Here is a 24406-nt window from a genome sequence, read left to right as displayed (position 1 = left end):
TAAAGAGGACAGGGTGAGCCACATATCGGATGATGAATATTGGATGCGCCATGCGCTGGCGCTGGCCCAGCGAGCTCAGGACGAGGGTGAGGTTCCGGTCGGTGCGGTATTGGTGTTAAATAATCAGGTGATTGGCGAAGGCTGGAATCGCCCGATAGGTCATCACGATCCGACCGCCCACGCCGAGATTATGGCATTACGACAAGGGGGGATGGCGTTACAAAACTATCGCCTGTTGAGCGCCACGCTTTATGTGACGTTGGAGCCCTGCATTATGTGTGCAGGCGCGATGATCCATAGTCGTATTGGTCGACTGGTTTACGGCGCGGCGGATGAAAAAACCGGTGCGGCGGGGTCGCTGGTGGATATTTTGCGCCATCCGGGAATTAACCATCAGATCGCCATTGATGCGGGCATACTGACGGATGCGTGTTCCGCTAAGCTCAGCGCCTTTTTCCGTATGCGGCGCGAACAGCACAAAGCCCGCCGTGACGCCGAAAAAAAGGCCGAGAATTGATCGCGGCTTTAGTGAAAGTCGCGCTGCGGCCTAATCCGGTATCTCATTGGGTGGAATGACGGGATAACCCTGGGCGGAAAGCTGCTGTTGTTTCGCTTTGTTCTCTTTTTCGGTCAGATACCCCTCTAGGCTCACCATATAACGGCGAATGTTTTCCACATATTTATATGCCTGGTTTCCGCGAGCGTAGCCATAAGAGGTTTGCGTGTAATAGCGCCTCTGACTCAGCATCGGCAGGCGCATTTTTACATCAACCCAACTGTTGGGATTACCTTTCTGTTTTTTGGTCAGCTTTATGGCATCCAGCAAGTGCGCATATCCCATGTTGTATGACGCCAGCGCAAACCAGATTTTTTCGTCTTCAGGTATGGTATCCGGCATTTTTTGCATCATATGGGACATGTATTGCGCGCCGCCGCGAATGCTTTGTTCAGGATCGAGGCGATCGGTAACATCCAGACTTTCCGCCGTATTGCGGGTAAGCATCATCAGTCCCCGTACGCCTGTCGGCGATGTCGCCAGCGGATTCCAGTGCGACTCCTGATAGGAAATCGCCGCCAGTAATTTCCAGTCGATTTCGGTCGCATACTTTTCAAACAGCGGCTGAAAATCTGGCAGCGTTTCATCGATGGCGCTCAGAAACGTCGTGGTATCAACGTAATCAAATTCGCCAACGTGACCGAGGTATTTTTCTTCCAGACGTGCCAGCGCGCCGTCTTCAACCATCTGGCTGAAAAAATCCAGCAACGCCGCCGAAAGGCTATCGTCATTGAAACGCCGCATATACCAGGTCACGGGTTCTTCATCGCTCAAATCGAAAGCGACAGCCAACTGCGGGCGGATACGCTGCATTAGTCCGATGGTGACGGAATCAGCAAGGGTGTAGTCCAGTTTGCCATCCGCCACCTGTTTCAACAGATCCTGCGTCGTCAGGTCGGAAGCCGATTCCCAATTGATCCGGGGATATTTCTCCGCTTTCAGATCGCGCAGCGTAGCAATATAAGCGGAGCCGGATGTCACGGCCAGCCGCCCCTGTAGCTTATCCAGTTTTTTGGGGCGCGGTGTACCCAGGCGATAGACCAACTGTTGTGAAACGGAGTAATAGCTCGGTCCGGCTCGAAAACGCCCCAGCCGTTCGTGGTTGTATAGCAGACCGGCAGCCAGCAGATCCGCCTTGTCGTCATCCAGATCGTCAAACAACTCGTCAAGATTTTTACGTGACGTTACCACCAGCTTGACGCCCAGATAATCGGCGAAACGTTTTGCCAGTTCATAATCCAGACCTGCGGGGCTTCCGTTACTGGTATAGTAAGTCAGCGGCGAGTTAATCGTACTGATACGTAATTCGCCGCGTGAGATAATCTGTCTGATCTGCGTGTCCTGACTACTACGCCAGGGGATCGATGGCCACAAAGCCAGCGCCAGCAGTAACGTGATAATCCCGATGAAAAAATAGTTTAATTTTAAAGGCTTCAAATAGTTGTCTCTCGGCGGCCTAAAAATTTGTCTATGCGGCAGTTTTTTTGAGTGGGTTATCCCTGCCTGCTAGTTGCTTCACAATGCTAAAAATCGTTCCTGGTGATTTTTTATGAAGGCTATCCCTGCCCGCCCACTTCGGGCCGTCGCAAGCGACGTTAAAAATCGCGACAGGCGATTTTTTATACAGTTAATTCCAGAGTTGGGGCATTTTGCGTAACAAACCGCCAGTGTGCAACTTTTATTGATTCGATTAATGATTAACCGCCGCCGTCATGAGATGTTTAATAATAGCAGCGCAAACGGTTTCGTCCGGGGGCAGGATTCTCTATAATGGCGCGCGTTTCCCCCCTGTAGCGCCCAACGACTACACCGTAGTCAGTGCATCAAAGACGAGAGAACTTTAGATTATGGAAATACTGCGTGGTTCACCTGCTTTGTCGGCATTTCGTATCAATAAATTGCTCACCCGCTGCAAAGATCATATTTTGCCGGTTAGCGATATCTATGCCGAATACGTGCATTTCGCCGATGTCAGCGCCCCGTTGAACAACGATGAGCAGGCTAAACTGACACGTTTGCTGAAGTATGGTCCTTCTCTCGCCGGGCATGAGCCGCAAGGCCGTCTGCTGCTGGTGACGCCGCGTCCCGGCACAATTTCTCCCTGGTCTTCCAAAGCGACCGATATTGCCCATAACTGTGGACTGGACAAGGTGCTACGGCTCGAACGGGGTCTGGCATTCTATATTCATGCGCCAACCTTGAATGACGCGCAGTGGGGGCAATTGGGCGCGCTGCTGCACGATCGCATGATGGAAAGCGTGTTTAACGAGATGCGGCAGGCCGAGCAACTGTTTGTTCATCACCAGCCTGTGCCATTCAAACGAATTGAAATCTTGTTACAGGGGCGTCAGGCGCTGGAAGAGGCGAATGTTCGTCTGGGGCTGGCATTGGCGGAAGATGAGATTGATTATCTGCTGGCCGCCTTCAATAAATTGAAGCGTAATCCGACGGATATTGAGCTGTATATGTTCGCACAGGCGAACTCCGAGCACTGCCGCCACAAAATTTTTAATGCTGACTGGGTGATTGATGGTGTTGAGCAACCGAAATCGTTGTTCAAGATGATCAAAAACACCTTTGAGTATACGCCGGACTATGTGCTGTCAGCGTATAAAGATAACGCCGCCGTGATGGAAGGCTCCGCCGTGGGGCGTTTCTATACCGATACGCACGGCAAATATGACTATCATCAGGAAGACGCGCATATCCTGATGAAAGTCGAAACGCATAACCATCCGACGGCTATCTCCCCGTGGCCGGGCGCGGCAACCGGATCCGGCGGCGAGATCCGTGATGAAGGCGCCACCGGCCGCGGTTCCAAGCCTAAAGCCGGGCTGGTCGGGTTCTCCGTTTCCAATCTGCGCATACCGGGCTTTATCCAGCCGTGGGAAACGGAAGAATTCGGCAAGCCGGATCGTATTGTCAGCGCGCTGGATATCATGACCGAAGGTCCGCTTGGCGGCGCGGCGTTCAACAATGAGTTCGGGCGTCCCGCGCTGACCGGTTATTTCCGTACCTATGAGGAGCGTGTTGATAGTCACAACGGTTCCGAATTGCGCGGCTACCACAAGCCGATCATGCTGGCGGGGGGGATCGGTAATATCCGCGCCGACCACGTCAAGAAAGGCGACATCGGCGTGGGCGCAAAACTGATCGTGTTGGGCGGGCCGTCCATGAATATCGGCCTGGGCGGTGGCGCGGCATCATCAATGGCGTCCGGCCAGTCTGATGCTGATCTGGATTTTGCCTCCGTTCAGCGTGATAACCCGGAAATGGAACGCCGCTGTCAGGAAGTGATCGATCGCTGTTGGCAACTGGGTGAAGAAAACCCGATTCTGTTTATTCACGACGTGGGCGCGGGCGGTTTATCCAACGCGATGCCGGAACTGGTCAGTGACGGTGGCCGCGGCGGGCGTTTTGAACTGCGTGACATTCTGAATGACGAACCGGGTATGAGTCCGCTGGAGGTCTGGTGTAATGAATCTCAGGAGCGTTATGTGCTGGCCGTTGCGCCAGAACAGTTGGCGCGTTTCGATGAGATCTGCCGCCGTGAGCGCGCACCGTACGCGGTGATCGGCGAGGCGACTGAAGAGTTGCATCTGACGCTGAATGACCGTCACTTCAACAATCAGCCGATCGATCTGCCGCTGGACGTGTTGCTGGGCAAAACGCCGAAAATGCTGCGCGACGTTGAGCGCAAGCAGGCTGACGGCACGCCATTGAAGCGCGATGGTATCTATCTTGCCGAAGCCGTGGAGCGCGTACTTCATCTGCCGGTCGTGGCCGAAAAAACGTTCCTGATCACCATCGGCGACCGCACCGTTACCGGTATGGTCGCGCGCGACCAGATGGTCGGGCCGTGGCAGGTGCCGGTGGCGGACTGCGCGGTAACCACCGCGAGTCTGGACAGCTATTACGGCGAAGCGATGTCGATTGGTGAGCGTGCGCCTGTGGCGCTGCTTGATTTCGCCGCGTCTGCGCGTCTGGCGGTGGGCGAAGCCTTGACCAATATTGCCGCGACCCATATCGGTTCGTTGAACCGGGTGAAATTGTCCGCGAACTGGATGGCGGCGGCCGGACATCCGGGTGAAGATGCCGGTCTTTACGACGCGGTAAAGGCCATTGGTGAAGAGCTGTGCCCGGCGCTGGGGCTGACCATTCCGGTCGGCAAAGATTCGATGTCGATGAAGACGCGCTGGCAGGAGGGGGAAGAAGAACGCACCATGACATCCCCGATGTCGCTGGTGATTTCCGCGTTTGCCCGTGTGGAAGATGTGCGTGCTACGGTGACTCCGCAACTGCGCACCGGACAGGATAATGTGTTGCTGTTGATTGATCTGGGCGCGGGCCACAAGGCGCTGGGCGCCACGGCGCTGGCTCAGGTTTATCGCCAGTTGGGCAGCGAAACCGCGGATGTTCGTAATGCCACCCAACTGGCCGGGTTCTTTAATGCTCTCCAGCAGTTGGTGGCGGATAAAGTCTTATTGGCGTACCACGACCGTTCCGACGGCGGCTTGCTGGTGACACTGGCGGAAATGGCGTTCGCCGGACACTGTGCCGTGAATGTTGATATCGCCACGCAGGGTGAGGATGTCCTGGCGACATTGTTTAATGAAGAACTGGGCGCCGTGATTCAGATCCCCGCGTCGCGTCGCGCCGAGGTGGAAAGCGTGTTGGCCCTGAACGGTCTGGCGGAGTGCGTTCACTATCTTGGTCAGGCGGAAGACGGTTCTCACTTCATTATTAAGTGTGGTGACGCTGTTGTTTATCACGAAAACCGCACCACGATGCGCGACTGGTGGGCTGAAACAACCTGGCAGATGCAGCGCCTGCGTGATAACCCGCAGTGTGCCGATCAGGAACATGTTGCCAAGCAGGACGATAACGATCCGGGCCTGAATGTGGTGCTGACCTTCGATCCGCAGGAAGATATTGCGGCCCCCTACATTGCCAGGCAGGTTCGCCCCAAAGTCGCCGTATTGCGTGAGCAGGGCGTCAACTCTCATGTGGAGATGGCGGCGGCCTTCCATCGTGCGGGTTTTGATGCCATGGATATCCATATGAGCGATTTACTGGCGGGGCGTCGTGACCTGTGGGACTTCCATGCGCTGGTTGCCTGCGGCGGCTTCTCGTATGGCGACGTGCTGGGCGCGGGCGAAGGCTGGGCGAAATCCATTTTGTTCAACTCACGTGTGCGTGATGAGTTTGCCGCGTTCTTCCAACGTCCGCAAACGTTGGCGCTGGGGGTGTGTAACGGCTGCCAGATGATGTCGAACCTGCGTGAGCTGATTCCGGGTGCCGATCTGTGGCCGCGGTTTGTCCGTAATAAGTCTGACCGTTTTGAAGCTCGTTTCAGTTTGGTGGAAGTCGAAAAAAGCCCCTCTCTGTTCATGAACGACATGGCGGGTTCACGGATGCCTATCGCGGTTTCTCACGGCGAAGGACGTGTTGAAATCCGTGATAATACTCATCTGAGTGCGCTGGAACAGCAGAATCTGGTGGCATTGCGTTACGTGAATAACTACGGACAGGTGACGGAAAATTATCCGGCCAACCCGAATGGTTCACCAAACGGTATTACCGCGATAACCAGCGCCAGCGGTCGCGCAACCGTGATGATGCCGCACCCTGAACGCGTATTTCGTACCGTCAGCCACTCCTGGCACCCGGAAGAGTGGGGCGAGGATAGCCCGTGGATGCGTATGTTCCGCAATGCGCGCAGACAACTGGGTTAATCACCCTCTGGTCACAGAACAAGTAAAACACGACAAGGGCTTCGGCCCTTTTTTGCTGGCTAGGGGTAACAGTAAAGCGACTAAATGGCGATAAAAACAGCGAATAAATAAGTTTGTCGTGTTTTTACGACAAACGTCTATCTCACTGTCTCCAATAGAAGACATTTAATTAGTTGATTTATAAGAAATGAAATGTATGGCGGGCAAGGTGTCTGTTTTTGACGACAGAAAATCGTGTTCAGGCTTACGTCCGGCGCTGCTATCCTGTTTTATAACCCATTTTTAAATAATAAGTTGTTTAAAATTAACTGGTTAAATATTAATTAAAAGGTTGGCACGATAGATGCATAATCTTTAGCGTTGCTCATTCAACTGGTTATGATTGCGTTCTGCTGTTTGGCAGAGATTTTCGCTCATAACACCGGAATGACGCCAAAAGAAAGGGTGCCTATCGTCCACCAGACCGATAACAGAACGCGCAAGCGGACTTTATCAAACATCGGGCGACACGTTGAGTGAGGCACCGCCTATTCAGTTACGCGGCCTTTCGGCCGCGTAATGCCTAATCTTCCTTCTGCTTTACTCTTCCGTTGACGACCGGGCTTGCCGCGCCCTTCCGCTTTCTACTTGGCTGTGACACTAAATTGGAATGCGTTATGCAATGTTAAAAAACGTTCCTGACGTTTTTAGCAGATTCAGTTAGCATCAAGCGGGTTGATAGGTAACGAGATGATTTCTTTGAAACGATGGCGTTTTTTCCCGCGTTCTCTGCGGCAATTGGTAATCATGGCTTTCTTGCTGGTGCTGTTACCGTTACTGGTATTGGCTTATCAGGCTTATCAGAGCCTGAATATGCTGAGTGAACAGGCGGCGGACATCAATCGAACCACTTTGACGGACGCGCGTCGCAGCGAGGCGATGACCAGCGTGGCGCTGGCAATGGAGCGTAGCTATCGACAGTATTGTGTGCTGGATGACCAAACGCTGGCGACACTGTATCAGAATCAGCGTAAACAATACGCTCAAATGCTGGATGCCCACGCGGCTGTTTTGCCGGACCCGCGCTATTACCAAACGCTGCGTCAGTATCTAACCCAGCTTGCAGAGTTGCACTGCAACAACAGCGGCCCAGATCAGAACGTGCCTGGGCTGTTGGCGAATTTTTCCCGGGCGAACGGAGAGATGGTGCAGGTCACTCGTGATGTCGTGTTTTCCCGCGGGCAACAACTGCAACAGGCCATTGCCGAGCGCGGTCAGTTCTTTGGCTGGCAGGCGCTGCTGCTTTTTCTGGTGAGCGTGCTGTTGGTGATGCTGTTCACCCGGATGATTATCGGCCCGGTCAACGGGGTTGAGCGGATGATCAATCGCCTGGGGGAAGGGCGCTCGCTGGGCAATACCAGTACTTTTAAAGGTCCCCGTGAAATTCGCTCGCTGGCGCAGCGCATTATCTGGTTGAGTGAACGCCTTTCCTGGCTGGAGTCTCAACGACATGAATTTTTGCGGCATATTTCTCATGAACTGAAAACGCCACTGGCAAGTTTGCGTGAAGGGACGGAATTACTGGCCGATGAGGTGGTGGGGCCGCTGACTGCCGATCAAAAAGAAGTGGTCGCCATTCTCGACAGCAGCAGTCTGCACTTGCTGCAACTGATCGATCAACTGCTGGACTATAACCGCAAGCTGGCTGATACCCCGACCGAGCTGGAACGGGTGGAGATTGAGGAAATCGTTGATATTGTCGTGTCGTCCCATAGCTTGCCCGCGCGGGCCAAAATGCTGCATACCGGTGTTGAACTGAACGCTGAACAGTGCTGGGCCGAGACAACGCTGTTGATGCGCGTGATTGATAATCTCTATTCCAATGCGGTGCACTATGGCAAGGAATCCGGTAACATTTGGATCGCTAGTCGTCAGATAGGCAATCGGGTACAGATCGATATCGCGAATAGTGGTACGCCCATCCCTGATGCGGAACGCGGCATGATCTTTGAACCTTTTTATCAAGGAAGTCATCAGCGTAAAGGGGCTGTCAAAGGCAGCGGTCTGGGGCTGAGCATCGCCCGGGATTGTATTCGTCGTATGCGGGGGGAACTCAGCCTGATTGTGGTTGACTATGCTGATGTGTGTTTTCGTATTGAACTGCCTTTAACCTCTGAGAATGAATAAATAATGAATGCATGGTTTGCCCGTCCTTGTCCGCAACGCGTCCTGTCTGATGTTTCTTTGAACCGAGTGTTAAAGGCCGTGGTGATGTTCTTTCCCATATTACTGACGGCATGCAATAGCCACGTGAACGGCAACCTGTTGTCATGGAACGCGGAAAGTCCGTCACCGAAAGAGCGGGTGACAAATTACCGCATTGCTCAATGTGATCACTTGTGGCAAGTGGACGATCCGGAAGCGATGGATAATGCGCTCTACTGGCTGCGGGCGATGGACTGTGCCGGGCGTTTAACCCAGGTTCAGGCCCGTGAAGAAGCGCAGCGTCTGGAAGGCGAGAGTTGGGCGCATGCCTTCAAGCAGGGCATTTTGCTGGATAACTCAGGTATCACCCAGTCGGAACGGCGCCAGATGCTGAAACAAATCAATGTGTACCGGCTGGATTTTCCGGCGGCATTAAGACCGCTGGTACAAACCTGGCGCGATCGCCAAACCCTGTTGCTGGCGTTATCTGACGAGCATTTACGCTACAAACGTTTGCAGGAATCCAGCGATAGGCAGTTGGATGCGTTGCGTACCCAGCAACGTCACCTGCAATATCAACTCGAAACCACTGCCCGGAAACTGGAAAACCTGACGGATATCGAGCGTCAGCTTTCGTCTCGTAAACAATTGTCGGGTGAATTGCCAGAAAACGATGTCGATCATCGTGCTAATGCGAGCGGGAACCGTTCAGCGCAAAAATCGACGGCGGCGCCGACCAAAGCGGATGACACTTACACGCCGGCAGCGGAGACGGGTAACGCTACGACGAAGAAGGGGCCGAAAAACCCATGACAACCCGTAAATCGGCGAATTTACTTCTGGTGGATGATGATCCCAGCTTGTTGAAGTTATTGGGAATGCGTCTGGCCAGTGAAGGTTTCAGCGTTATGACAGCGGAAAGCGGTCAGGAAGCGCTGCGGCTGTTAAACAGAGAGCAGTTCGACCTGGTTATCAGCGATCTTCGAATGGATGAGATGGATGGCATGGCGCTTTTTTCGGAAATCCAGCGCTTTCAACCCGGCATGCCGGTCATTATTCTTACCGCGCACGGCTCAATTCCTGATGCTGTAGCGGCGACGCAACAAGGTGTATTCAGTTTTCTCACCAAGCCCGTCGATCGTGACGCTTTGTACAAAGCGATTGATGAAGCCCTGGCGTTATCTGCCCCGGCGGGGGATGAAGGCTGGCGTGAAACCATTGTAACGCGCAGCCCGTTAATGTTGCGCCTGCTGGAGCAGGCCAGAATGGTGGCCCAGTCGGACGTCAGCGTATTGATTAACGGCCAGAGCGGAACGGGAAAAGAGGTCTTGGCGCGGGCTATCCATGCCGCCAGTCCGCGTGCGAAAAAAACCTTCATCGCCATTAACTGCGGCGCGTTACCGGAACCTTTGCTGGAGTCTGAGCTTTTCGGCCACGCGAAAGGCGCTTTTACAGGGGCGGTCAGTAGCCGTGAAGGGCTTTTTCAAGCGGCGGAGGGCGGGACGCTGTTTCTGGATGAAATCGGGGATATGCCGCTGTCGTTGCAGGTAAAACTGCTGCGTGTTCTCCAGGAGCGCAAAGTTCGTCCACTGGGCAGTAACCGCGATCTGGAGATTAATGTGCGGATTATTTCCGCGACTCACCGCGATTTGCCAAAAGCGATGGGAAAAGGCGAGTTTCGTGAGGATCTCTACTATCGGCTAAATGTGGTTAACCTGAAATTGCCCGCCCTGCATGAGCGGGCAGAAGATATTCCGCTGTTGGCCAATCATCTGCTGCGTGAGTCGGCGTCCCGGCATAAACCTTTTGTGCGTACTTTCTCAACGGACGCCATGAAACGGTTGATGACGGCGAGTTGGCCGGGTAACGTGCGGCAACTGGTTAACGTGATTGAGCAATGCGTGGCGCTGACCAGCGCGCCCGTCATCAGCGAAGCCCTGGTGGAACAGGCGCTGGAAGGTGAAAACACCGCATTGCCGACGTTTGTCGAAGCCCGTCATCAATTCGAGTTGAACTATCTTCGCAAACTGTTGCAGATAGCTAAAGGCAATGTCACGCAGGCCGCGCGTATGGCGGGACGCAACCGGACGGAGTTTTATAAACTGTTGGGCCGTCATGAATTGGACGCTAATGACTTTAAAGAATAGTGTTAAGAGGTTGTAATCTTGGATTCTGACAATCTTCTTGTTCGCTGTGCCTGGCTTTAGCCGCCCTATAAGTAATACTAAGGTTCTTTGATGAAAAAAATTGATGCGATTATTAAGCCGTTCAAACTGGACGATGTACGTGAAGCGTTAGCTGAAGTGGGCATCACAGGAATGACGGTAACGGAAGTAAAAGGATTTGGTCGTCAGAAAGGCCACACCGAGTTGTATCGTGGCGCTGAGTACATGGTTGATTTTTTACCCAAGGTGAAAATTGAGATTATTGTTGCCGACGATATCGTTGATACCTGCGTGGAAACCATCATGCAGACGGCACAGACGAGCAAAATTGGCGATGGCAAAATCTTTGTCTTTGACGTGACGCGGGTGGTGCGTATCCGCACCGGCGAAGAAGACGAAGAAGCAATTTGACAGGCAGGCGTGACGTTGCGCGGAGCGCGGAGAATGTGCGTGCTTTGATCATCCTCGCTGTTTTCCCCGAGATCCCCATCTTGTTTCCCTGTTTCCTGAAGCCAGCCCTCATCAGACTGGCTGCTTTCAAACATGTGGTTTTTCGACATGAACAAGAAGACGCGCGTTGAACCAACCGTTTGTTTTAGGGTTATTGCTGATGTTTGCTGACCAGGTTGCCGGCCAGCATTTTTAGTTCCGGCGCCTGCCGGATGGCATCGGCGACAATTTCCGCGACGGCGACAGCCCCTTTTTTCTGAAAGTGCGTGGTATCCGGTTTGGTCAGGCTGCCCACCCGATCGCAGTAGAAGGGATATTTTGCCGGATCGACTGCCAGCCAGTATTGCTTCCAGTGATTACGGCCCCCCTTATTGGCCAGAGCAATCGTGGCGGTTTCGATATCCAGCACAATGATTTTGTTGGCAACGGCCGTGTCTTTGATGGTTTTAGTATAATCGCCGACAAAAGCATACCCTCCATCGCTGTTCTGTTGAGTAAAGTGACTGTGAACGGCGGGCGTGCCGTTTTTGCCCTCTGCCGTGCGCACGTTAGCGGTGGGCGTCAGCAGCACCGGCGTCATTTTATACTGGCGGGCAAGATCGATATAACGTTCCAGTGACGTCTGGAATGACATATCAGGTTTACCCTGCGGTGCCTGACGTTCACCCACGGCATCATTGGGATAAGTACACAGATTGGCGACGTCGGCCGCGCCACGAATCGGTTTGGCGCTGTTACAGTTTTGGTCGTTATGCCCCATTTGAATAAACAGGAAGTCACCCGGCTTCATCAGCGGTTGCATCTGACGGAACCAGCCTTCGTGAAAGTAATCACGCGAACTGCGGCCGGGACGTGCGCCATTGACGACTTTTATGCCGTGGTCTTCTTTAAACTGCTGTTCAAAAACCTGTCCCCATCCCATCTGTGGAAACCGCGCTTTTTCGTAGGTTGCGGCTGTGGCGTCGCCAACGAGAAAAATACGGGTTCTGGCTTTCTGGATCGCATCCAGTCGTTGGCGGGCCAAGTGATAATCCAGCGGTTCATCATCCCGACCATCGTTTATATCAACGATAGGACGGTAATGGCTATCGGTAAGCACCGTGCGCCCGGAATAACCGGTGTTGTCGTCATAATTGCGATTATGATTAATGACCTCGATAAGCCTGGTCGCCGCTTCCTGCTGTGCGGCTGGGTAGGTCAGCGGATCGAAATACGAAGGGGAGGTGATGCCCGCCTGTTTCAGCGCAGAGTTGAAAGCGGTGTGAAAGACGGCATACGCCTTTTTCCATGCCGCTGCGTCCAGCGTTGGCGAGGCGGCATTGTCGGCCAGTTGCTGTGGGCCGGTGTAGCCCGCGGCGGTGGCGACATCAGAAACGATACGGTCGGTTAGCGGATTGATGTTGGCGATATTATCCTTGCCCGATCGTAATGACGGCGCCAACGCCGTCAGGCAGATGGCTCGCGGAATATAATTGAGCAGGCAATTGTTACCGCCGGATTCAATAGCCGACAGGCGCAAAGGCGGGGTTAACCCTGAAACATCAATATGGTAGTGGCCTTGCTCATCCGTTTGGATCTGTCTGCGTTGCCCTTGCCGATCCCTGATAATCACGGTTGCGGGAAGATGAATTTGGCGGTGTGTCAAATGGCCGGTGAGGGTGGTTTGTTCCCCCAGTTCGATGTTGGATATGGCCTCATTGCCGCTTTGTGGTTTGGCGCCGTGTGCGGGTTCGGATGACTGCGCATGTACCATCGTCCAGGGAACTGAAAACAAAATGGCGTAAGCCATCCTTTCAGAAAAACGTTTTAGCATGATTAGACATATCCCTTGTTGTATGGACCGGAAAAATGTTGGACGGATTTCACCCGTTGTCAAACAGGCCCCTAAGATTTTGTAGATGCATCACTTGAAAAGTGCTGTTTTTTGTGACTAACCATTTTTTACCGGCGTGGGGAAGGCGAGCGGCTTTAACGCGCGATCGGCAACAGGCAGCGTTGCATACAATGTCAACATGAAAAAAGAACAGGTTTAAAATGAAGAAAACTCTCCATCCTAGAGTCAGCATGAAATCTTCTCAAGCCTTGTGCTGCCTGGGACTAATCGTTTGCGTAAAAACCTCTGTCAAGGCCTATCCTCATCAGGGAGAAACGGTTTACACTATAGGCCAATACCCAAACGGGTGATGGTTTCCCAGTATATTAAGTTAGCTGAGTCAGGAGATGCGGATGTTAAAGCGTGAAATGAACATTGCCGATTATGATGCCGAACTGTGGCAAGCAATGGAGCAGGAAGTGGTGCGTCAGGAAGAACATATTGAACTGATTGCGTCAGAAAACTACACCAGCCCACGCGTCATGCAGGCTCAGGGTTCTCAACTGACCAACAAATATGCTGAAGGCTATCCCGGCAAACGCTATTACGGCGGCTGCGAGTATGTGGATGTGGTTGAGCAGTTGGCTATCGATCGCGCCAAAGCGCTGTTCGGTGCTGATTATGCCAACGTGCAGCCCCACTCCGGCTCTCAGGCTAACTTCGCTGTTTATACCGCGCTGTTACAGCCGGGTGATACTATTCTGGGAATGAACCTGGCGCACGGCGGCCACCTGACTCACGGCTCTCCGGTCAACCTGTCTGGCAAACTCTACAACGTGGTTCCTTACGGTATTGATGCAAGCGGCAAGATTGATTACGAAGAAATGGCTGAGTTGGCTCGTACCCACAAACCCAAAATGATCGTTGGCGGTTTTTCCGCCTACTCTGGTGTGGTTGACTGGGCCAAAATGCGTGAAATTGCCGACAGCATCGGGGCTTACCTGTTCGTTGATATGGCGCACGTTGCGGGTCTGGTTGCCGCAGACGTGTATCCGACCCCGATTCCTCATGCGCATATTGTCACCACCACGACCCACAAAACGCTGGCGGGTCCGCGTGGCGGACTGATTCTGGCGAAAGGCGGTGACGAAGAACTGTACAAAAAACTGAACTCCGCAGTATTCCCGGGCGGTCAGGGCGGCCCGCTGATGCATGTTATCGCGGGTAAAGCGGTGGCGCTAAAGGAAGCCATGGAGCCCGAGTTCAAGGTTTATCAGCAACAAGTGGCGAAAAACGCCCAGGCTATGGTCGAGGTCTTCCTGTCTCGTGGTTATAACGTGGTTTCCGGCGGCACCAGCAACCATCTGTTCCTGCTGGATTTGGTGAGCAAAAATATTACCGGTAAAGAAGCTGACGCCGCGTTGGGCCGTGCGAACATCACCGTTAATAAAAATAGCGTGCCGAACGATCCCAAAAGTCCGTTCGTTACTTCTGGTGTGCGTATCGGCACGCCCGCAGCGACGCGACGTGGTTTTAAAGAAGCGGAAGTTCGTGAACTGGCCGGTTGGATCTGTGATGTGCTGGATAACATCAATGATGAATCCACCATCGAGCGCATTAAACAAAAAGTTCTGGATATCTGCGCTCGTTTCCCGGTTTACGCATAATCTCCTCTTTTTCCTGATGCTCATCATCGTCGGGGCATTTTTAAAACGTCAGCCTGTGCTGTAATGCCGATCAGTTAAGGATCGGTTGACCGATCCAGTGGCTGTGTAAGAATCCGGAAATGCTCACCCGTTTCCGGATTTTTTTATGCACATTGGACAGGCTCTTGATCTGGTATCCCGTTACGATTCTCTGCGTAACCCGCTGACTTCTCTGGGTGATTATCTGAACCCGGAACTCATTTCCCGCTGTCTTGCCGAAGCCGGCACCGTCACCCTGCGCAAACGTCGTCTGCCGCTGGAAATGATGGTCTGGTGTATCGTCGGTATGGCCCTTGAACGTAAAGAACCCCTCCATCAGCTCGTTAATCGGCTGGACATCATGCTGCCGGGCCGTCGTCCCTTTGTCGCACCCAGCGCTGTGATCCAGGCCCGTCAGCGTCTGCGAAGCGAGGCCGTCCGCCGCGTGTTCACGCAAACAGCGCAGCTCTGGCATAACGCCACGCCGCATCCGCACTGGTGCGGCCTGACCCTGCTGGCCATCGATGGTGTGTTCTGGCGAACACCGGACACGCCAGAAAACGATATCGCCTTCCCCCGCCAGACGCATGGCGGGAAACCAGGACTCTACCCGCAGGTAAAAATGGTCTGTCAGATGGAGCTGACCAGCCATCTGCTGACGGCAGCTGCCTTCGGCACAATGAAAAACAGCGAAAATGAGCTCGCTGAGCAACTTATAGAGCAAACCGGAGATAACACCCTGACGTTAATGGATAAAGGCTATTACTCACTGGGGCTGTTAAATGCCTGGAGCCAGGCGGGAGAGCACCGCCACTGGATGCTTGCTCTCAGAAAGGGAGCTCAGTATGAAGAGGTCGGAAAACTGGGTAAAGGCGACCATCTGGTGAAGCTGAAAACCAGTCCACAGGCACGAAAAAAGTGGCCGGGTCTGGGAAATGAGATGACAGCTCGTTTGCTGACCGTGACGCGCAAAGGAAAAGTCGTCCATCTGCTAACGTCGATGACGGACGCCATGCGTTACCCCGGTGGAGAAATGGCAGACCTGTACAGTCATCGCTGGGAGATCGAACTGGGATACAGGGAGATAAAACAGACGATGCAGCTGAGCAGGCTGACGCTGAGAAGTAAAAAGCCGGAGCTTGTGGAGCAGGAACTGTGGGGGGGATTACTGGCGTATAATCTGGTGAGATATCAGATGATAAAAATGGCGGGACATCTGAAAGGATACTGGTCGAATCAGCTGAGCTTCTCAGAGTCATGCGGAATGGTGATGAGAATGCTGATGACCCTGCAGGGCGCTTCACCGGGGCGAATCCCGGAGTTGATGAGTGATCTTGAAAGTATGGGGCAACTGGTAAAGTTACCGACAAGAAGGGAAAGGGCCTTCCCGAGAGTGGTAAAGGAGAGGCCCTGGAAATACACCTCAGCCCCGAAAAAGGGCCAGTCAGTTGCTTAACTGACTGGCATTACAGCCTGTGCTGGCGTTTTTTATTGCCCCAAAATTGCCGTTCTGACAGAGTAGCGGGCGAGGAAAAACCGCAGAAGCGATTTCCAACGCCGCATACGACGGCCCGTAGGGTGGCGGACAGGATCGCCCGCCGCAAATGGGGAGGAGCCATGGTTCTGCAATCAACGTATTGGCTGGCGCTAAGTTATTTCACTTACTTTTTTTGCTATGGCGTTTTTCTACCGTTCTGGGGAGGGTGGCTAAAAGGAGAGGGCTTGTCCGCGGAATCTATCGGTATGTTGCTGGGGGCCGGGCTGGTTGCCCGTTTCGCTGGCAGTTTGTTCATTACGCCCAGCGTCAAGGACCCGTCGAGGCTGATTACCGTACTGCGCGGCTTGACGCTATTGACGCTGGCATTGTGCGTGGGCTTCTGGCAGGGGAGTACCTGGCTGTGGCTGATGTTTGTGATGATCGGTTTTAATCTGTTTTTTGCGCCATTAGTTCCTTTAACCGATGCGCTGGCCGCCAGTTGGCAACGTCAGATTGTGATGGATTATGGCAAGGTGCGCGTGTGGGGTTCGATCGCCTTTGTTATTGGTTCGGCCGTTACCGGAGAACTGGTGGCGATCTGGGGACATTCTGCGATCCTGGTCATTTTGAGTGCGGGGCTAATTGCCATGATGCTGGGTATGTTGCTTCGGCCGAGCGTCATGCCGCAGACGGCTGTCTCTTCCGAACGCTCCACTGCCGTTACGCCCTGGAATATTTTGCTGAAGGAGCCTGCGGTGTGGCGCTTTTTGCTTTGTGTCTCGCTATTGCAGGGAGCGCATGCGGCCTATTATGGTTTCAGCATGATTTACTGGCAGGATTCCGGCTATTCCGCCTCGGTCATCGGCTATCTCTGGTCGTTGGGGGTGGTAGCGGAAATCGTCATTTTTACCTTCAGCCAGCGCTTGTTCAGACGCTGGAGCGCCAGACGGCTGCTGTTGCTCTCTGCCGTGTGCGGTGTTGTACGCTGGGGATTGATGGGGGCGACGGTGGCGATGCCGTGGATGATTGTGATGCAGATATTGCATTGCGGTACGTTCACCGTTTGTCATCTTGCGGCGATGCGTTTTATCGCGGCGCGCACCGGCGGCGACGTGTTGCGCTTGCAGGCGGTGTATTCGGCATTGGCGATGGGCGGAAGTATCGCGGTGATGACGATGGTTTCCGGTTTTCTGTTTGAGTATCTACAGAGCGGTACCTTCTGGGTGATGGCGCTATTGGCCATACCTGCGTTATTTATTCGTCCCTCGGTCAGTCATCACACGACCTGATCAACTCCGAGCGCCGGTTTTATTGTTGAGGAATGACTTACCGGATGTTGACCGCGATAGGCACTGACGGGTGTTTTCGCCAGTGCCTGCTTGACTTAAAGGGTGGGTTCGGTGACCAGCCCATCGATAATGACCTGTGGTACGCCCTGCGAGCAGCGTTCGATTCTTCCCCGCACGCCATAAACCTTAGCCAGACTTTCCGGGCTGATGACGTCAGCAGGTGGGCCATCCGCAATAAGATCGCCGTTTTGCAGCATCAGAACATGATCGCTGTGACGCAGGGCGATATTAATATCATGCACCACCACGACGGTGATGATATTGCGTTTGCGGGTTTCCCTGCCTACCAAATCCATCACGTGAAACTGATAGTTCAGATCCAGCGCGCTCAGAGGTTCATCGAGTAATAGCAATGACGGCTGGCGGATCAATGACTGAGCGAGCCCGACGAGCTGTTTCTGTCCGCCGGAAAGTTGATCGAGATAGCTCAGGGCCAGATGCTCGATACCCAACTGTTTCAACAGCGTCATGACCTCCGCCTCACTGTCGCTATTGTGCAGTCCGCCGGAAGCTCGCTGAGCAACAATAATCGACTCCAGTACGTGGAGATGCACGCCCGCCGGCAATGACTGTGGCAGGTAAACCACGTTCTCCGCCCGCCGGGAAAACGAAAGTTGCATCAGGTTGCAGTCGTCCAGCCACAGTTCGCCTTCAGAAGGGTTCAGACCCGCCAGGGATCGCAGAAGCGTGGATTTACCGCTACCGTTCGGGCCAAGCAAAACGGTAATTTTTCCGCGTGGTAACAAGGGCACGCAAAGATCGCGGATCACCTGACGTTTCGGGTAGCCCGCGCGAAAATGGGACAACCTTAATCCCGATACGCATGACTGGCTCATACATTCCCCCTATTGCGCAAAATGATGCTCAGGAAGAAAGGCACACCGACCAGTGAGGTAACGATGCCGACCGGAATGATTACGCCGGGGATCAGGTTTTTTGAGGCGACGGAAGCCATCGACAGCACCAGCGCGCCAATCAGGGCGCTGGCGGGCAGATAAAACCGGTGATCTTCCCCAAACATCATGCGTGCGATGTGGGGCGCGACCAGCCCGATAAAACCAATCGGCCCGACAAACGCCACCGACAGCGCGGACAACAAACTGATGCGCAGTAACGTGGCCAAGCGTAGCTGACGTACATTGATGCCGAAACTGACGGCACGATCTTCGCCTAGTCGCAACGCGGTAAGCTTCCATGAACTCATCAGCGACAATGGCATGATGACGGCGAATACCAGCAACAGGATGCCCAGTTTTTCCCAGGATGTGCGCGCCAGGCTGCCCATCGTCCAGAAAACCAAACCCTGCAATGTGTCTTCGTTGGCGATGAACTGCAACATGGAAACCAGTGCGTTAAAAGTGAACACCAGCGCAATGCCAAATAGCACGACCCCGGAGGTGGCGACCTGAGTCCAGCGCGTAATGCCATCAAGCAGCAGTACTGCCATCAGTGCAAACAAAAAAGCATTGGCGGAAATAAACCACTGGGATGGAATACCGGGAATGCCGATGCCTAACACGATGGCCAGTGCCGCGCCAAACGCGGCCGCTGATGACACGCCCAGCGTAAACGGGCTGGCCAACGGGTTATTCAGGATGGTTTGCATTTCAGCACCCGCGAGACCGAGAGACAGCCCGACGACAATGGCCATCAGTGCATAAGGCATACGGATATCCCATACGATAACGCGCGTGCCCGCGTCAGCGTTGGCGGGATCGGTCAGCGTCTGCCATAGCACGTCCAGCGTCAACCCTGATGGACCCATCGTGAAATCCAGCAGTAAAGAGCCGAGGATAATCAATAGCAATATCCCGATGGTGACAACGCGGCGGCGGACAATACTGTGATAATTGTCCATAACGTTGCCGCTATCCTGAACGGCATTGCAGATAATCGGTGGTTCAGTGGTCGTACTCATAAAAATTACTCACCTTGTTTCCAGGCGAAAATAAAACCATTGTCAGGCAATGACGTAAAGTGCTTGATGATGTAACGGTAGGTTTCATCAGGATTCAGCGATGGGAATACCTGCGGGTAAATGGCTTTGGCCAGATACTCTATGCCGACGATGTTGTAAGGGTGGTTATAGAACGGGTGGTAGATGCCGAATACCTGTTTTTTCTGTACCGCGGGGATCTGGTTGATGCCGGGACGCGCCAGCAGGTTTGCTGCTTTGGCCTGAATGTCGGCGGCATCGGCGTCATAACCCAGCGGCAGCGCATTGCTTGTGCCGGACCTTCTCTTGGCGCCGGTCATGATGTAGGTATGGGGTTGCATGCTGATGAGTTTTTCCAGCGAGACATAGCCGTTGGCGCCGGGCAGAAGCGCCGAACCAATATTGATGGCGCCGACCGCTTCAATCATTCCGCCCCAGCCGTTGTGCGCATGGCTGAAACAGCAACTATCCGAACGTCCCGCCCAGGCTTCAACGAACACATTCGCCTTCTTGGTTAGCGAGGCGGTTTTCTGCTGGATGGCCGCCAGACGCTGGTGATAGAAGTCGGTGTAGGCTTTGGCGTTGTCTTCCCTATCCAGTACCTTGCCCAGCAAATCGATGCTGATCGTGGTGTTTTTCACCGGATTGATCTCTGAATCGATGAACATCACCGGGATATTGAGCGCCTTGAGTTTATCCAGCACGCCGCTTTGACTGAGTGACGGTTTGGCGCGCAGTTGGGCAATCATCAGATCCGGCTGTTTGGACAACACCGTTTCCAGTTCAACCTCGCCGTTATCACTTAACCCCATATCCAGAACGCTTTCGGCCTGCGGCCATTTGGTTTTCAGCATATTCCAGGTGGCGATGTCGGATTTTTTAGGAATATTATTCCAGGCCACAAGACGCTGGAACGGATTCTCCCGATCCAGCAACGCCATTGTCGTGATGTCCCGTCCGTCTTGCAGCACGATCCGCTGAGGTGCCTGTTTTACCTGAATCTGCTGCCCGTCGATATCGGTCACCGTCAAGGGATACTGCGTGGCGTAACCATTGAAGGAAAAGCTGAAAAAGGTGGTCAGCAACAGAGGCGTGAAAGACTTTCTTAACATGATCAATTCCTGAAATATTTTCCATTGAAAGTAAATGATTCTAATTATTATTATCATCAATGGGTAGTGTCTATGGTCTGATTAATGCGGATTATTGGTCTATGTAAGTAAAAAAAATACGCCAGCGCGAGGCTGGCGTGGGGAATGGGAATATTGCCGGAAAATGAATCAGCGTTTCAGCGCGTCGCCCAGTTCGTCACGCATCGTTGACAGCATACATTTCACCACGCGCGGGTTACCTGCAACCAAGTTTCCCGAAGAAAGGTAGTTATGGCCGCCAACAAAGTCGGTCACGACGCCGCCCGCTTCACGCACCAGCAGTTCGCCGCCGGCAAAATCCCACGGTTTCAGGCCGATTTCAAAGAACCCGTCAACGCGGCCGGCAGCGACATACGCCAGATCGAGCGCCGCTGAACCGGTGCGGCGGAAATCCGCGCATTGGGTAAACAGGGCCGCGACGATGTTGATGTAGCTTTTGGCGTGTTGCTTCACTTTGAACGGGAAGCCCGTAGCCAGAACGGTGCCATCCAGATCGCGCGCATTGCTGCTGCGCAAGCGATAACCGTTCAACTGCGCGCCTTGGCCGCGGGTCGCCGTGAACAGTTCATTTCGCATCGGATCATAAACAACGGCGACTTCCGTACGGCCTTTGATGCGTACAGCAATGGAAACAGCGAAGTGAGGGAGGCGTTTGATAAAGTTGGTGGTGCCATCCAGCGGATCGATAATCCATTGTATATCCTGATCTTCAGCAGCCAGCTCACCACACTCTTCACCAATAATGGTGTGTTGCGGATAAGACTTGCGGATGACTTCGATGATCAGACGCTCAGCATCCCGATCGACATTAGTGACAAAATCGTTGCTGCCTTTTTGACTGGCTTCTACGGCGTCAGGCGTTTCGTAATTTTTTGCAATGAGATTACCGCCTTTACGCGCAGCGCGTATAGCGATATTGAGCATCGGATGCATGGTATCGTCCACTAGAATGTTAAAGAACAGAAAGCGGGGCGCAGTATAGCAGGGGAAAAGGAAAATATCTAAGTTTGTGTTAGAATATTCCGATTTCCTTATTCGCATGATTGAGTCCGCATGTTACACAATATTCGCATTGTTCTGGTTGAAACTTCCCATACCGGCAACATGGGGTCCGTTGCCAGGGCAATGAAAACCATGGGATTGAGCAAGTTGTATCTGGTCAACCCGCTGGTGAAGCCCGATTCTCAGGCCATCGCTCTGGCGGCGGGCGCCAGCGACGTTATTGGCAACGCCGTTCTGGTTGATTCGTTGGATCAGGCGCTGGAGGGGTGCAGTTTGGTGGTGGGAACCAGCGCACGTTCACGAACCCTGCCCTGGCCGATGCTCGAACCGCGTGAGTGCGGCGTTCGCGCCGCACAGGAAGCGGAGCAGGCGCCGGTGGCGCTGGTTTTCGGCCGTGAGCGCGTTGGCCTGACGAATGACGAATTGCAGAAATGTCATTATCATGTCGCCATCCCTGCTAATCCTGAATACAGTTCGTTGAACCTGGCGATGGCCGTGCAGATTCTGGCCTATGAAGTGCGCGTCGCGCATCTGGATCGTTTTCAGGCAAATAAAGAAGCGCACGGCGAAACGTTTTATCCGTTGGTGGACGATCTGGAGCGTTTTTATCAGCACCTTGAGCGAACTTTGCTGGAAACCGGCTTTATCCGTCAGGCGCATCAGGGACAGGTGATGAACAAGCTGCGTCGGCTGTTTACCCGAGCCCGACCGGAAAGTCAGGAATTGAATATACTGCGCGGAATATTAAGTTCGATTGAGAAAAAGAACGATTAGACACCCTTGAATAATACTTGAGTAAGTTACCCGGTTAAATAGTTGACTAAAACACTCAGGAATGTCAGACTCGAATTACGTTTTTACCAACACATGTTTTCATAATACATGTTTTATCTACAGGTATCATTATCATGAGACTGACATCTAAAGGCCGTTATGCCGTTACCGCCATGCTTGATGTGGCGCTGCATTCCCAGGAAGGCCCGGTTCCGTTGGCTGACATTTCTGAACGCCAGGGTATTTCACTTTCCTATCTGGAGCAGTTGTTTTCGCGCCTGCGTAAAAACGGTTTGGTTGCCAGCGTGCGAGGCCCGGGTGGTGGTTATCTGCTGGGTAAAGGCGCTGATGAAATCGCGGTTGGCATGGTGATCTCCGCCGTGGATGAATCTGTCGACGCGACGCGTTGTCAGGGTCGTGAAAGCTGTCAGGGCGGCGATCGTTGCCTGACTCATACCTTGTGGCGCGATCTTAGCGACCGTATTACAGACTTTTTGAACAGCATTACATTGGATGAACTGGTCAATAATAAAGAAGTGCTGGACGTCGCTGACCGGCAGGATGCGGATACACGCCGTACCGCCACCGCGAATGGCCGTATTCAGGACAAGATCAACGTTAATCTGCGCGCCTGAAATAAAAACGCCGGAACATTTTCAAACTCATAGCTTGGCGGGCAGACAAGCCCGCTATAAAAAAACGCGGAAGCGTTTTTTTATATTGCGCGACGATGACGCTAAAAGGCATGGCGAAATTTTCGCGAGCAGTTTTTAACAACGTATCGCATTGCCCCACAGGGTAAGAGTAGTATAGCCCGTCATATGAACAAGACGCTTTGCACGTTTTGAAGTGATGTACGGAGTTTATGAGCAATGAAGTTACCCATCTATCTGGATTATTCAGCGACGACGCCGGTTGATGCACGCGTTGCTGAAAAAATGATGCAGTTTTTGACCCTGGACGGAACGTTCGGCAACCCGGCTTCCCGTTCTCACCGTTTCGGCTGGCAAGCAGAAGAATCCGTCGATATCGCTCGTAATCAAATTGCTGAATTGGTCGGCGCCGACCCGCGTGAGATCGTCTTTACCTCTGGCGCGACCGAGTCGGATAATCTGGCCATCAAAGGCGCCGCCAGCTTCAATCAGATGAAAGGCAAGCACATTATCACCAGCAAAACAGAACACAAGGCCGTGCTGGATACCTGCCAACAGTTAGAGCGAGAAGGGTATGAAGTCACTTATCTGGCACCGCAGCGCAACGGTATTATCGACCTGAACGAATTGGCGTCCGCTATGCGTGATGACACCGTCCTGGTTTCCATCATGCACGTCAACAACGAAATCGGTGTGATTCAGGATATCGCGGCCATCGGTGATATGTGCCGTAGTCGCGGGATCATTTTCCATGTCGACGCTACTCAGAGCGTGGGTAAGCTGCCTATCGATCTGAGCCAGTTGAAAGTCGATCTGATGTCTTTCTCCGGTCATAAAATTTATGGGCCGAAAGGCATCGGTGCGCTGTATGTCCGCCGTAATCCCCGTGTTCGTATCGACGCGCAAATGCATGGCGGGGGGCATGAGCGCGGTATGCGTTCCGGCACCTTACCTGTCCATCAAATCGTCGGCATGGGTGAAGCCTACCGCATCGCGAAAGAAGAAATGGCTACCGAGATGGCGCGCCTGCGCGTGCTGCGCGATCGTCTCTGGCGCGGGATTAATGATATCGAAGAAGTCTATCTGAATGGTGACATTGAGCAGGGCGCGCCGAATATCCTGAACGCCAGTTTCAACTATGTTGAAGGTGAATCGCTGATTTTGTCGCTGAAAGATCTGGCCGTTTCGTCCGGTTCCGCCTGTACGTCAGCCAGCCTCGAACCCTCCTACGTATTACGCGCGTTGGGTATGAACGATGGATTGGCGTATAGCTCGATCCGCTTCTCTCTGGGACGTTTTACCACTGAAGAAGAGATCGACTACGCCATTGAGCTGGTTCGTAAATCCATCAGTCGCCTGCGCGATCTTTCCCCGCAGTGGGAAAGGTTCAAACAGGGCGTGGAGATCAACAGCGCCGAATGGCTACATCATTAATTCATCAGACTGGCGACGACGATTGGGGCATACAACGAAAAA

At 53.3% G+C, this 24406-nt stretch carries 18 protein-coding genes; 12 read left to right on the top strand and 6 right to left on the bottom strand.

The window, feature by feature from the left end; translation table 11 throughout:
* The first annotated feature begins 43 nt into the window (after positions 1-43).
* Entirely contained in the window at positions 44-517 is a 474-nt protein-coding gene (gene tadA, locus EH207_RS12950) for a tRNA adenosine(34) deaminase TadA (RefSeq protein WP_246048975.1), read from the top strand.
* A 30-nt stretch (positions 518-547) separates the two neighbouring features.
* On the opposite strand, the gene mltF is transcribed toward tadA, so the two are convergent.
* Positions 548-1993, bottom strand: a complete 1446-nt coding sequence (gene mltF, locus EH207_RS12945; RefSeq protein WP_137714363.1) for a membrane-bound lytic murein transglycosylase MltF — start codon at positions 1991-1993, stop codon at positions 548-550.
* Positions 1994-2403: 410 nt separating this feature from the next.
* Between mltF and purL the strand changes: the two genes are divergently transcribed.
* The 5 genes from purL to glnB all read left to right on the top strand — a co-directional run bounded on the left by purL (position 2404) and on the right by glnB (position 11051).
* On the top strand, positions 2404-6291 hold the full coding sequence (gene purL / locus EH207_RS12940) for a phosphoribosylformylglycinamidine synthase (protein ID WP_137714362.1): 3888 nt from the start codon (positions 2404-2406) through the stop codon (positions 6289-6291).
* Between the two features lie 729 nt (positions 6292-7020).
* Positions 7021-8457, top strand: a complete 1437-nt coding sequence (locus tag EH207_RS12935; protein WP_137714361.1) for a sensor histidine kinase — start codon at positions 7021-7023, stop codon at positions 8455-8457.
* Between the two features lie 3 nt (positions 8458-8460).
* A complete protein-coding gene (gene qseG, locus EH207_RS12930; protein WP_137714360.1) occupies positions 8461-9288 on the top strand; it encodes a two-component system QseEF-associated lipoprotein QseG in 828 nt (275 codons plus the stop codon).
* Positions 9285-10622, top strand: a complete 1338-nt coding sequence (gene glrR, locus EH207_RS12925; RefSeq protein ID WP_137714359.1) for a two-component system response regulator GlrR — start codon at positions 9285-9287, stop codon at positions 10620-10622. The genes qseG and glrR overlap by 4 nt, the downstream gene beginning before the upstream one ends.
* A 90-nt stretch (positions 10623-10712) precedes the next feature.
* Complete coding sequence (glnB, locus tag EH207_RS12920) at positions 10713-11051, top strand: nitrogen regulatory protein P-II (protein ID WP_137714358.1); 339 nt, start codon at positions 10713-10715, stop codon at positions 11049-11051.
* A 190-nt stretch (positions 11052-11241) separates the two neighbouring features.
* Here glnB and paeY read toward each other — a convergent pair whose 3' ends face one another.
* Entirely contained in the window at positions 11242-12903 is a 1662-nt protein-coding gene (paeY, locus tag EH207_RS12915) for a pectin acetylesterase PaeY (protein ID WP_137714357.1), read from the bottom strand.
* Positions 12904-13316: 413 nt separating this feature from the next.
* Here paeY and glyA point away from each other — a divergent pair, with 413 nt between their 5' ends.
* From glyA to EH207_RS12900, 3 genes are all read left to right on the top strand, one after another.
* On the top strand, positions 13317-14570 hold the full coding sequence (glyA, locus tag EH207_RS12910) for a serine hydroxymethyltransferase (RefSeq protein WP_137714356.1): 1254 nt from the start codon (positions 13317-13319) through the stop codon (positions 14568-14570).
* 145 nt (positions 14571-14715) lie between these two features.
* Positions 14716-16044: an IS4 family transposase gene (locus EH207_RS12905; protein WP_137714355.1), complete on the top strand. Its 1329-nt coding sequence runs from the start codon at positions 14716-14718 to the stop codon at positions 16042-16044.
* A 161-nt stretch (positions 16045-16205) separates the two neighbouring features.
* Positions 16206-17354 carry a 3-phenylpropionate MFS transporter gene (locus EH207_RS12900; RefSeq protein ID WP_137714354.1) on the top strand — a complete coding sequence of 383 codons (1149 nt, stop codon included), beginning with the start codon at positions 16206-16208 and terminating at the stop codon, positions 17352-17354.
* 95 nt (positions 17355-17449) lie between these two features.
* On the opposite strand, the gene EH207_RS12895 is transcribed toward EH207_RS12900, so the two are convergent.
* The 4 genes from EH207_RS12895 to suhB form a co-directional block, all read right to left on the bottom strand.
* Positions 17450-18250 (bottom strand): ABC transporter ATP-binding protein, encoded by an 801-nt coding sequence (locus EH207_RS12895; protein WP_137714353.1) that lies wholly within the window; start codon positions 18248-18250, stop codon positions 17450-17452.
* On the bottom strand, positions 18247-19332 hold the full coding sequence (locus EH207_RS12890; RefSeq protein WP_137714352.1) for a FecCD family ABC transporter permease: 1086 nt from the start codon (positions 19330-19332) through the stop codon (positions 18247-18249). The genes EH207_RS12895 and EH207_RS12890 overlap by 4 nt, the downstream gene beginning before the upstream one ends.
* A 5-nt stretch (positions 19333-19337) precedes the next feature.
* Positions 19338-20462 (bottom strand): ABC transporter substrate-binding protein, encoded by a 1125-nt coding sequence (locus EH207_RS12885; RefSeq protein ID WP_137714351.1) that lies wholly within the window; start codon positions 20460-20462, stop codon positions 19338-19340.
* A 168-nt stretch (positions 20463-20630) separates the two neighbouring features.
* Positions 20631-21434 (bottom strand): inositol-1-monophosphatase, encoded by an 804-nt coding sequence (gene suhB, locus EH207_RS12880; RefSeq protein WP_137714350.1) that lies wholly within the window; start codon positions 21432-21434, stop codon positions 20631-20633.
* A 120-nt stretch (positions 21435-21554) separates the two neighbouring features.
* Here suhB and trmJ point away from each other — a divergent pair, with 120 nt between their 5' ends.
* From trmJ to EH207_RS12865, 3 genes are all read left to right on the top strand, one after another.
* Positions 21555-22277, top strand: a complete 723-nt coding sequence (gene trmJ, locus EH207_RS12875; protein ID WP_137714349.1) for a tRNA (cytosine(32)/uridine(32)-2'-O)-methyltransferase TrmJ — start codon at positions 21555-21557, stop codon at positions 22275-22277.
* 134 nt (positions 22278-22411) lie between these two features.
* A complete protein-coding gene (iscR, locus tag EH207_RS12870; RefSeq protein WP_137714348.1) occupies positions 22412-22912 on the top strand; it encodes a Fe-S cluster assembly transcriptional regulator IscR in 501 nt (166 codons plus the stop codon).
* Positions 22913-23149: 237 nt separating this feature from the next.
* Entirely contained in the window at positions 23150-24364 is a 1215-nt protein-coding gene (locus EH207_RS12865) for an IscS subfamily cysteine desulfurase (RefSeq protein ID WP_137714347.1), read from the top strand.
* Positions 24365-24406: the final 42 nt, after the last annotated feature.

This window comes from Brenneria rubrifaciens, assembly GCF_005484945.1.
Lineage (GTDB): Bacteria > Pseudomonadota > Gammaproteobacteria > Enterobacterales > Enterobacteriaceae > Brenneria > Brenneria rubrifaciens.
This window is presented reverse-complemented; position numbering and strand designations above follow the sequence as displayed.

What these genes read in the sequence shown, in the direction of transcription:
- tadA (WP_246048975.1), top strand. Translation starts at nt 44, where the DNA reads ATGCGCCATGCGCTGGCGCTGGCCCAGCGAGCTCAGGACGAGGGTGAG.
- purL (WP_137714362.1), top strand. Translation starts at nt 2,404, where the DNA reads ATGGAAATACTGCGTGGTTCACCTGCTTTGTCGGCATTTCGTATCAAT.
- EH207_RS12935 (WP_137714361.1), top strand. Translation starts at nt 7,021, where the DNA reads ATGATTTCTTTGAAACGATGGCGTTTTTTCCCGCGTTCTCTGCGGCAA.
- qseG (WP_137714360.1), top strand. Translation starts at nt 8,461, where the DNA reads ATGAATGCATGGTTTGCCCGTCCTTGTCCGCAACGCGTCCTGTCTGAT.
- glrR (WP_137714359.1), top strand. Translation starts at nt 9,285, where the DNA reads ATGACAACCCGTAAATCGGCGAATTTACTTCTGGTGGATGATGATCCC.
- glnB (WP_137714358.1), top strand. Translation starts at nt 10,713, where the DNA reads ATGAAAAAAATTGATGCGATTATTAAGCCGTTCAAACTGGACGATGTA.
- paeY (WP_137714357.1), bottom strand. Translation starts at nt 12,903, where the DNA reads ATGCTAAAACGTTTTTCTGAAAGGATGGCTTACGCCATTTTGTTTTCA.
- glyA (WP_137714356.1), top strand. Translation starts at nt 13,317, where the DNA reads ATGTTAAAGCGTGAAATGAACATTGCCGATTATGATGCCGAACTGTGG.
- EH207_RS12905 (WP_137714355.1), top strand. Translation starts at nt 14,716, where the DNA reads ATGCACATTGGACAGGCTCTTGATCTGGTATCCCGTTACGATTCTCTG.
- EH207_RS12900 (WP_137714354.1), top strand. Translation starts at nt 16,206, where the DNA reads ATGGTTCTGCAATCAACGTATTGGCTGGCGCTAAGTTATTTCACTTAC.
- EH207_RS12895 (WP_137714353.1), bottom strand. Translation starts at nt 18,250, where the DNA reads ATGAGCCAGTCATGCGTATCGGGATTAAGGTTGTCCCATTTTCGCGCG.
- EH207_RS12890 (WP_137714352.1), bottom strand. Translation starts at nt 19,332, where the DNA reads ATGAGTACGACCACTGAACCACCGATTATCTGCAATGCCGTTCAGGAT.
- EH207_RS12885 (WP_137714351.1), bottom strand. Translation starts at nt 20,462, where the DNA reads ATGTTAAGAAAGTCTTTCACGCCTCTGTTGCTGACCACCTTTTTCAGC.
- suhB (WP_137714350.1), bottom strand. Translation starts at nt 21,434, where the DNA reads ATGCATCCGATGCTCAATATCGCTATACGCGCTGCGCGTAAAGGCGGT.
- trmJ (WP_137714349.1), top strand. Translation starts at nt 21,555, where the DNA reads ATGTTACACAATATTCGCATTGTTCTGGTTGAAACTTCCCATACCGGC.
- iscR (WP_137714348.1), top strand. Translation starts at nt 22,412, where the DNA reads ATGAGACTGACATCTAAAGGCCGTTATGCCGTTACCGCCATGCTTGAT.
- EH207_RS12865 (WP_137714347.1), top strand. Translation starts at nt 23,150, where the DNA reads ATGAAGTTACCCATCTATCTGGATTATTCAGCGACGACGCCGGTTGAT.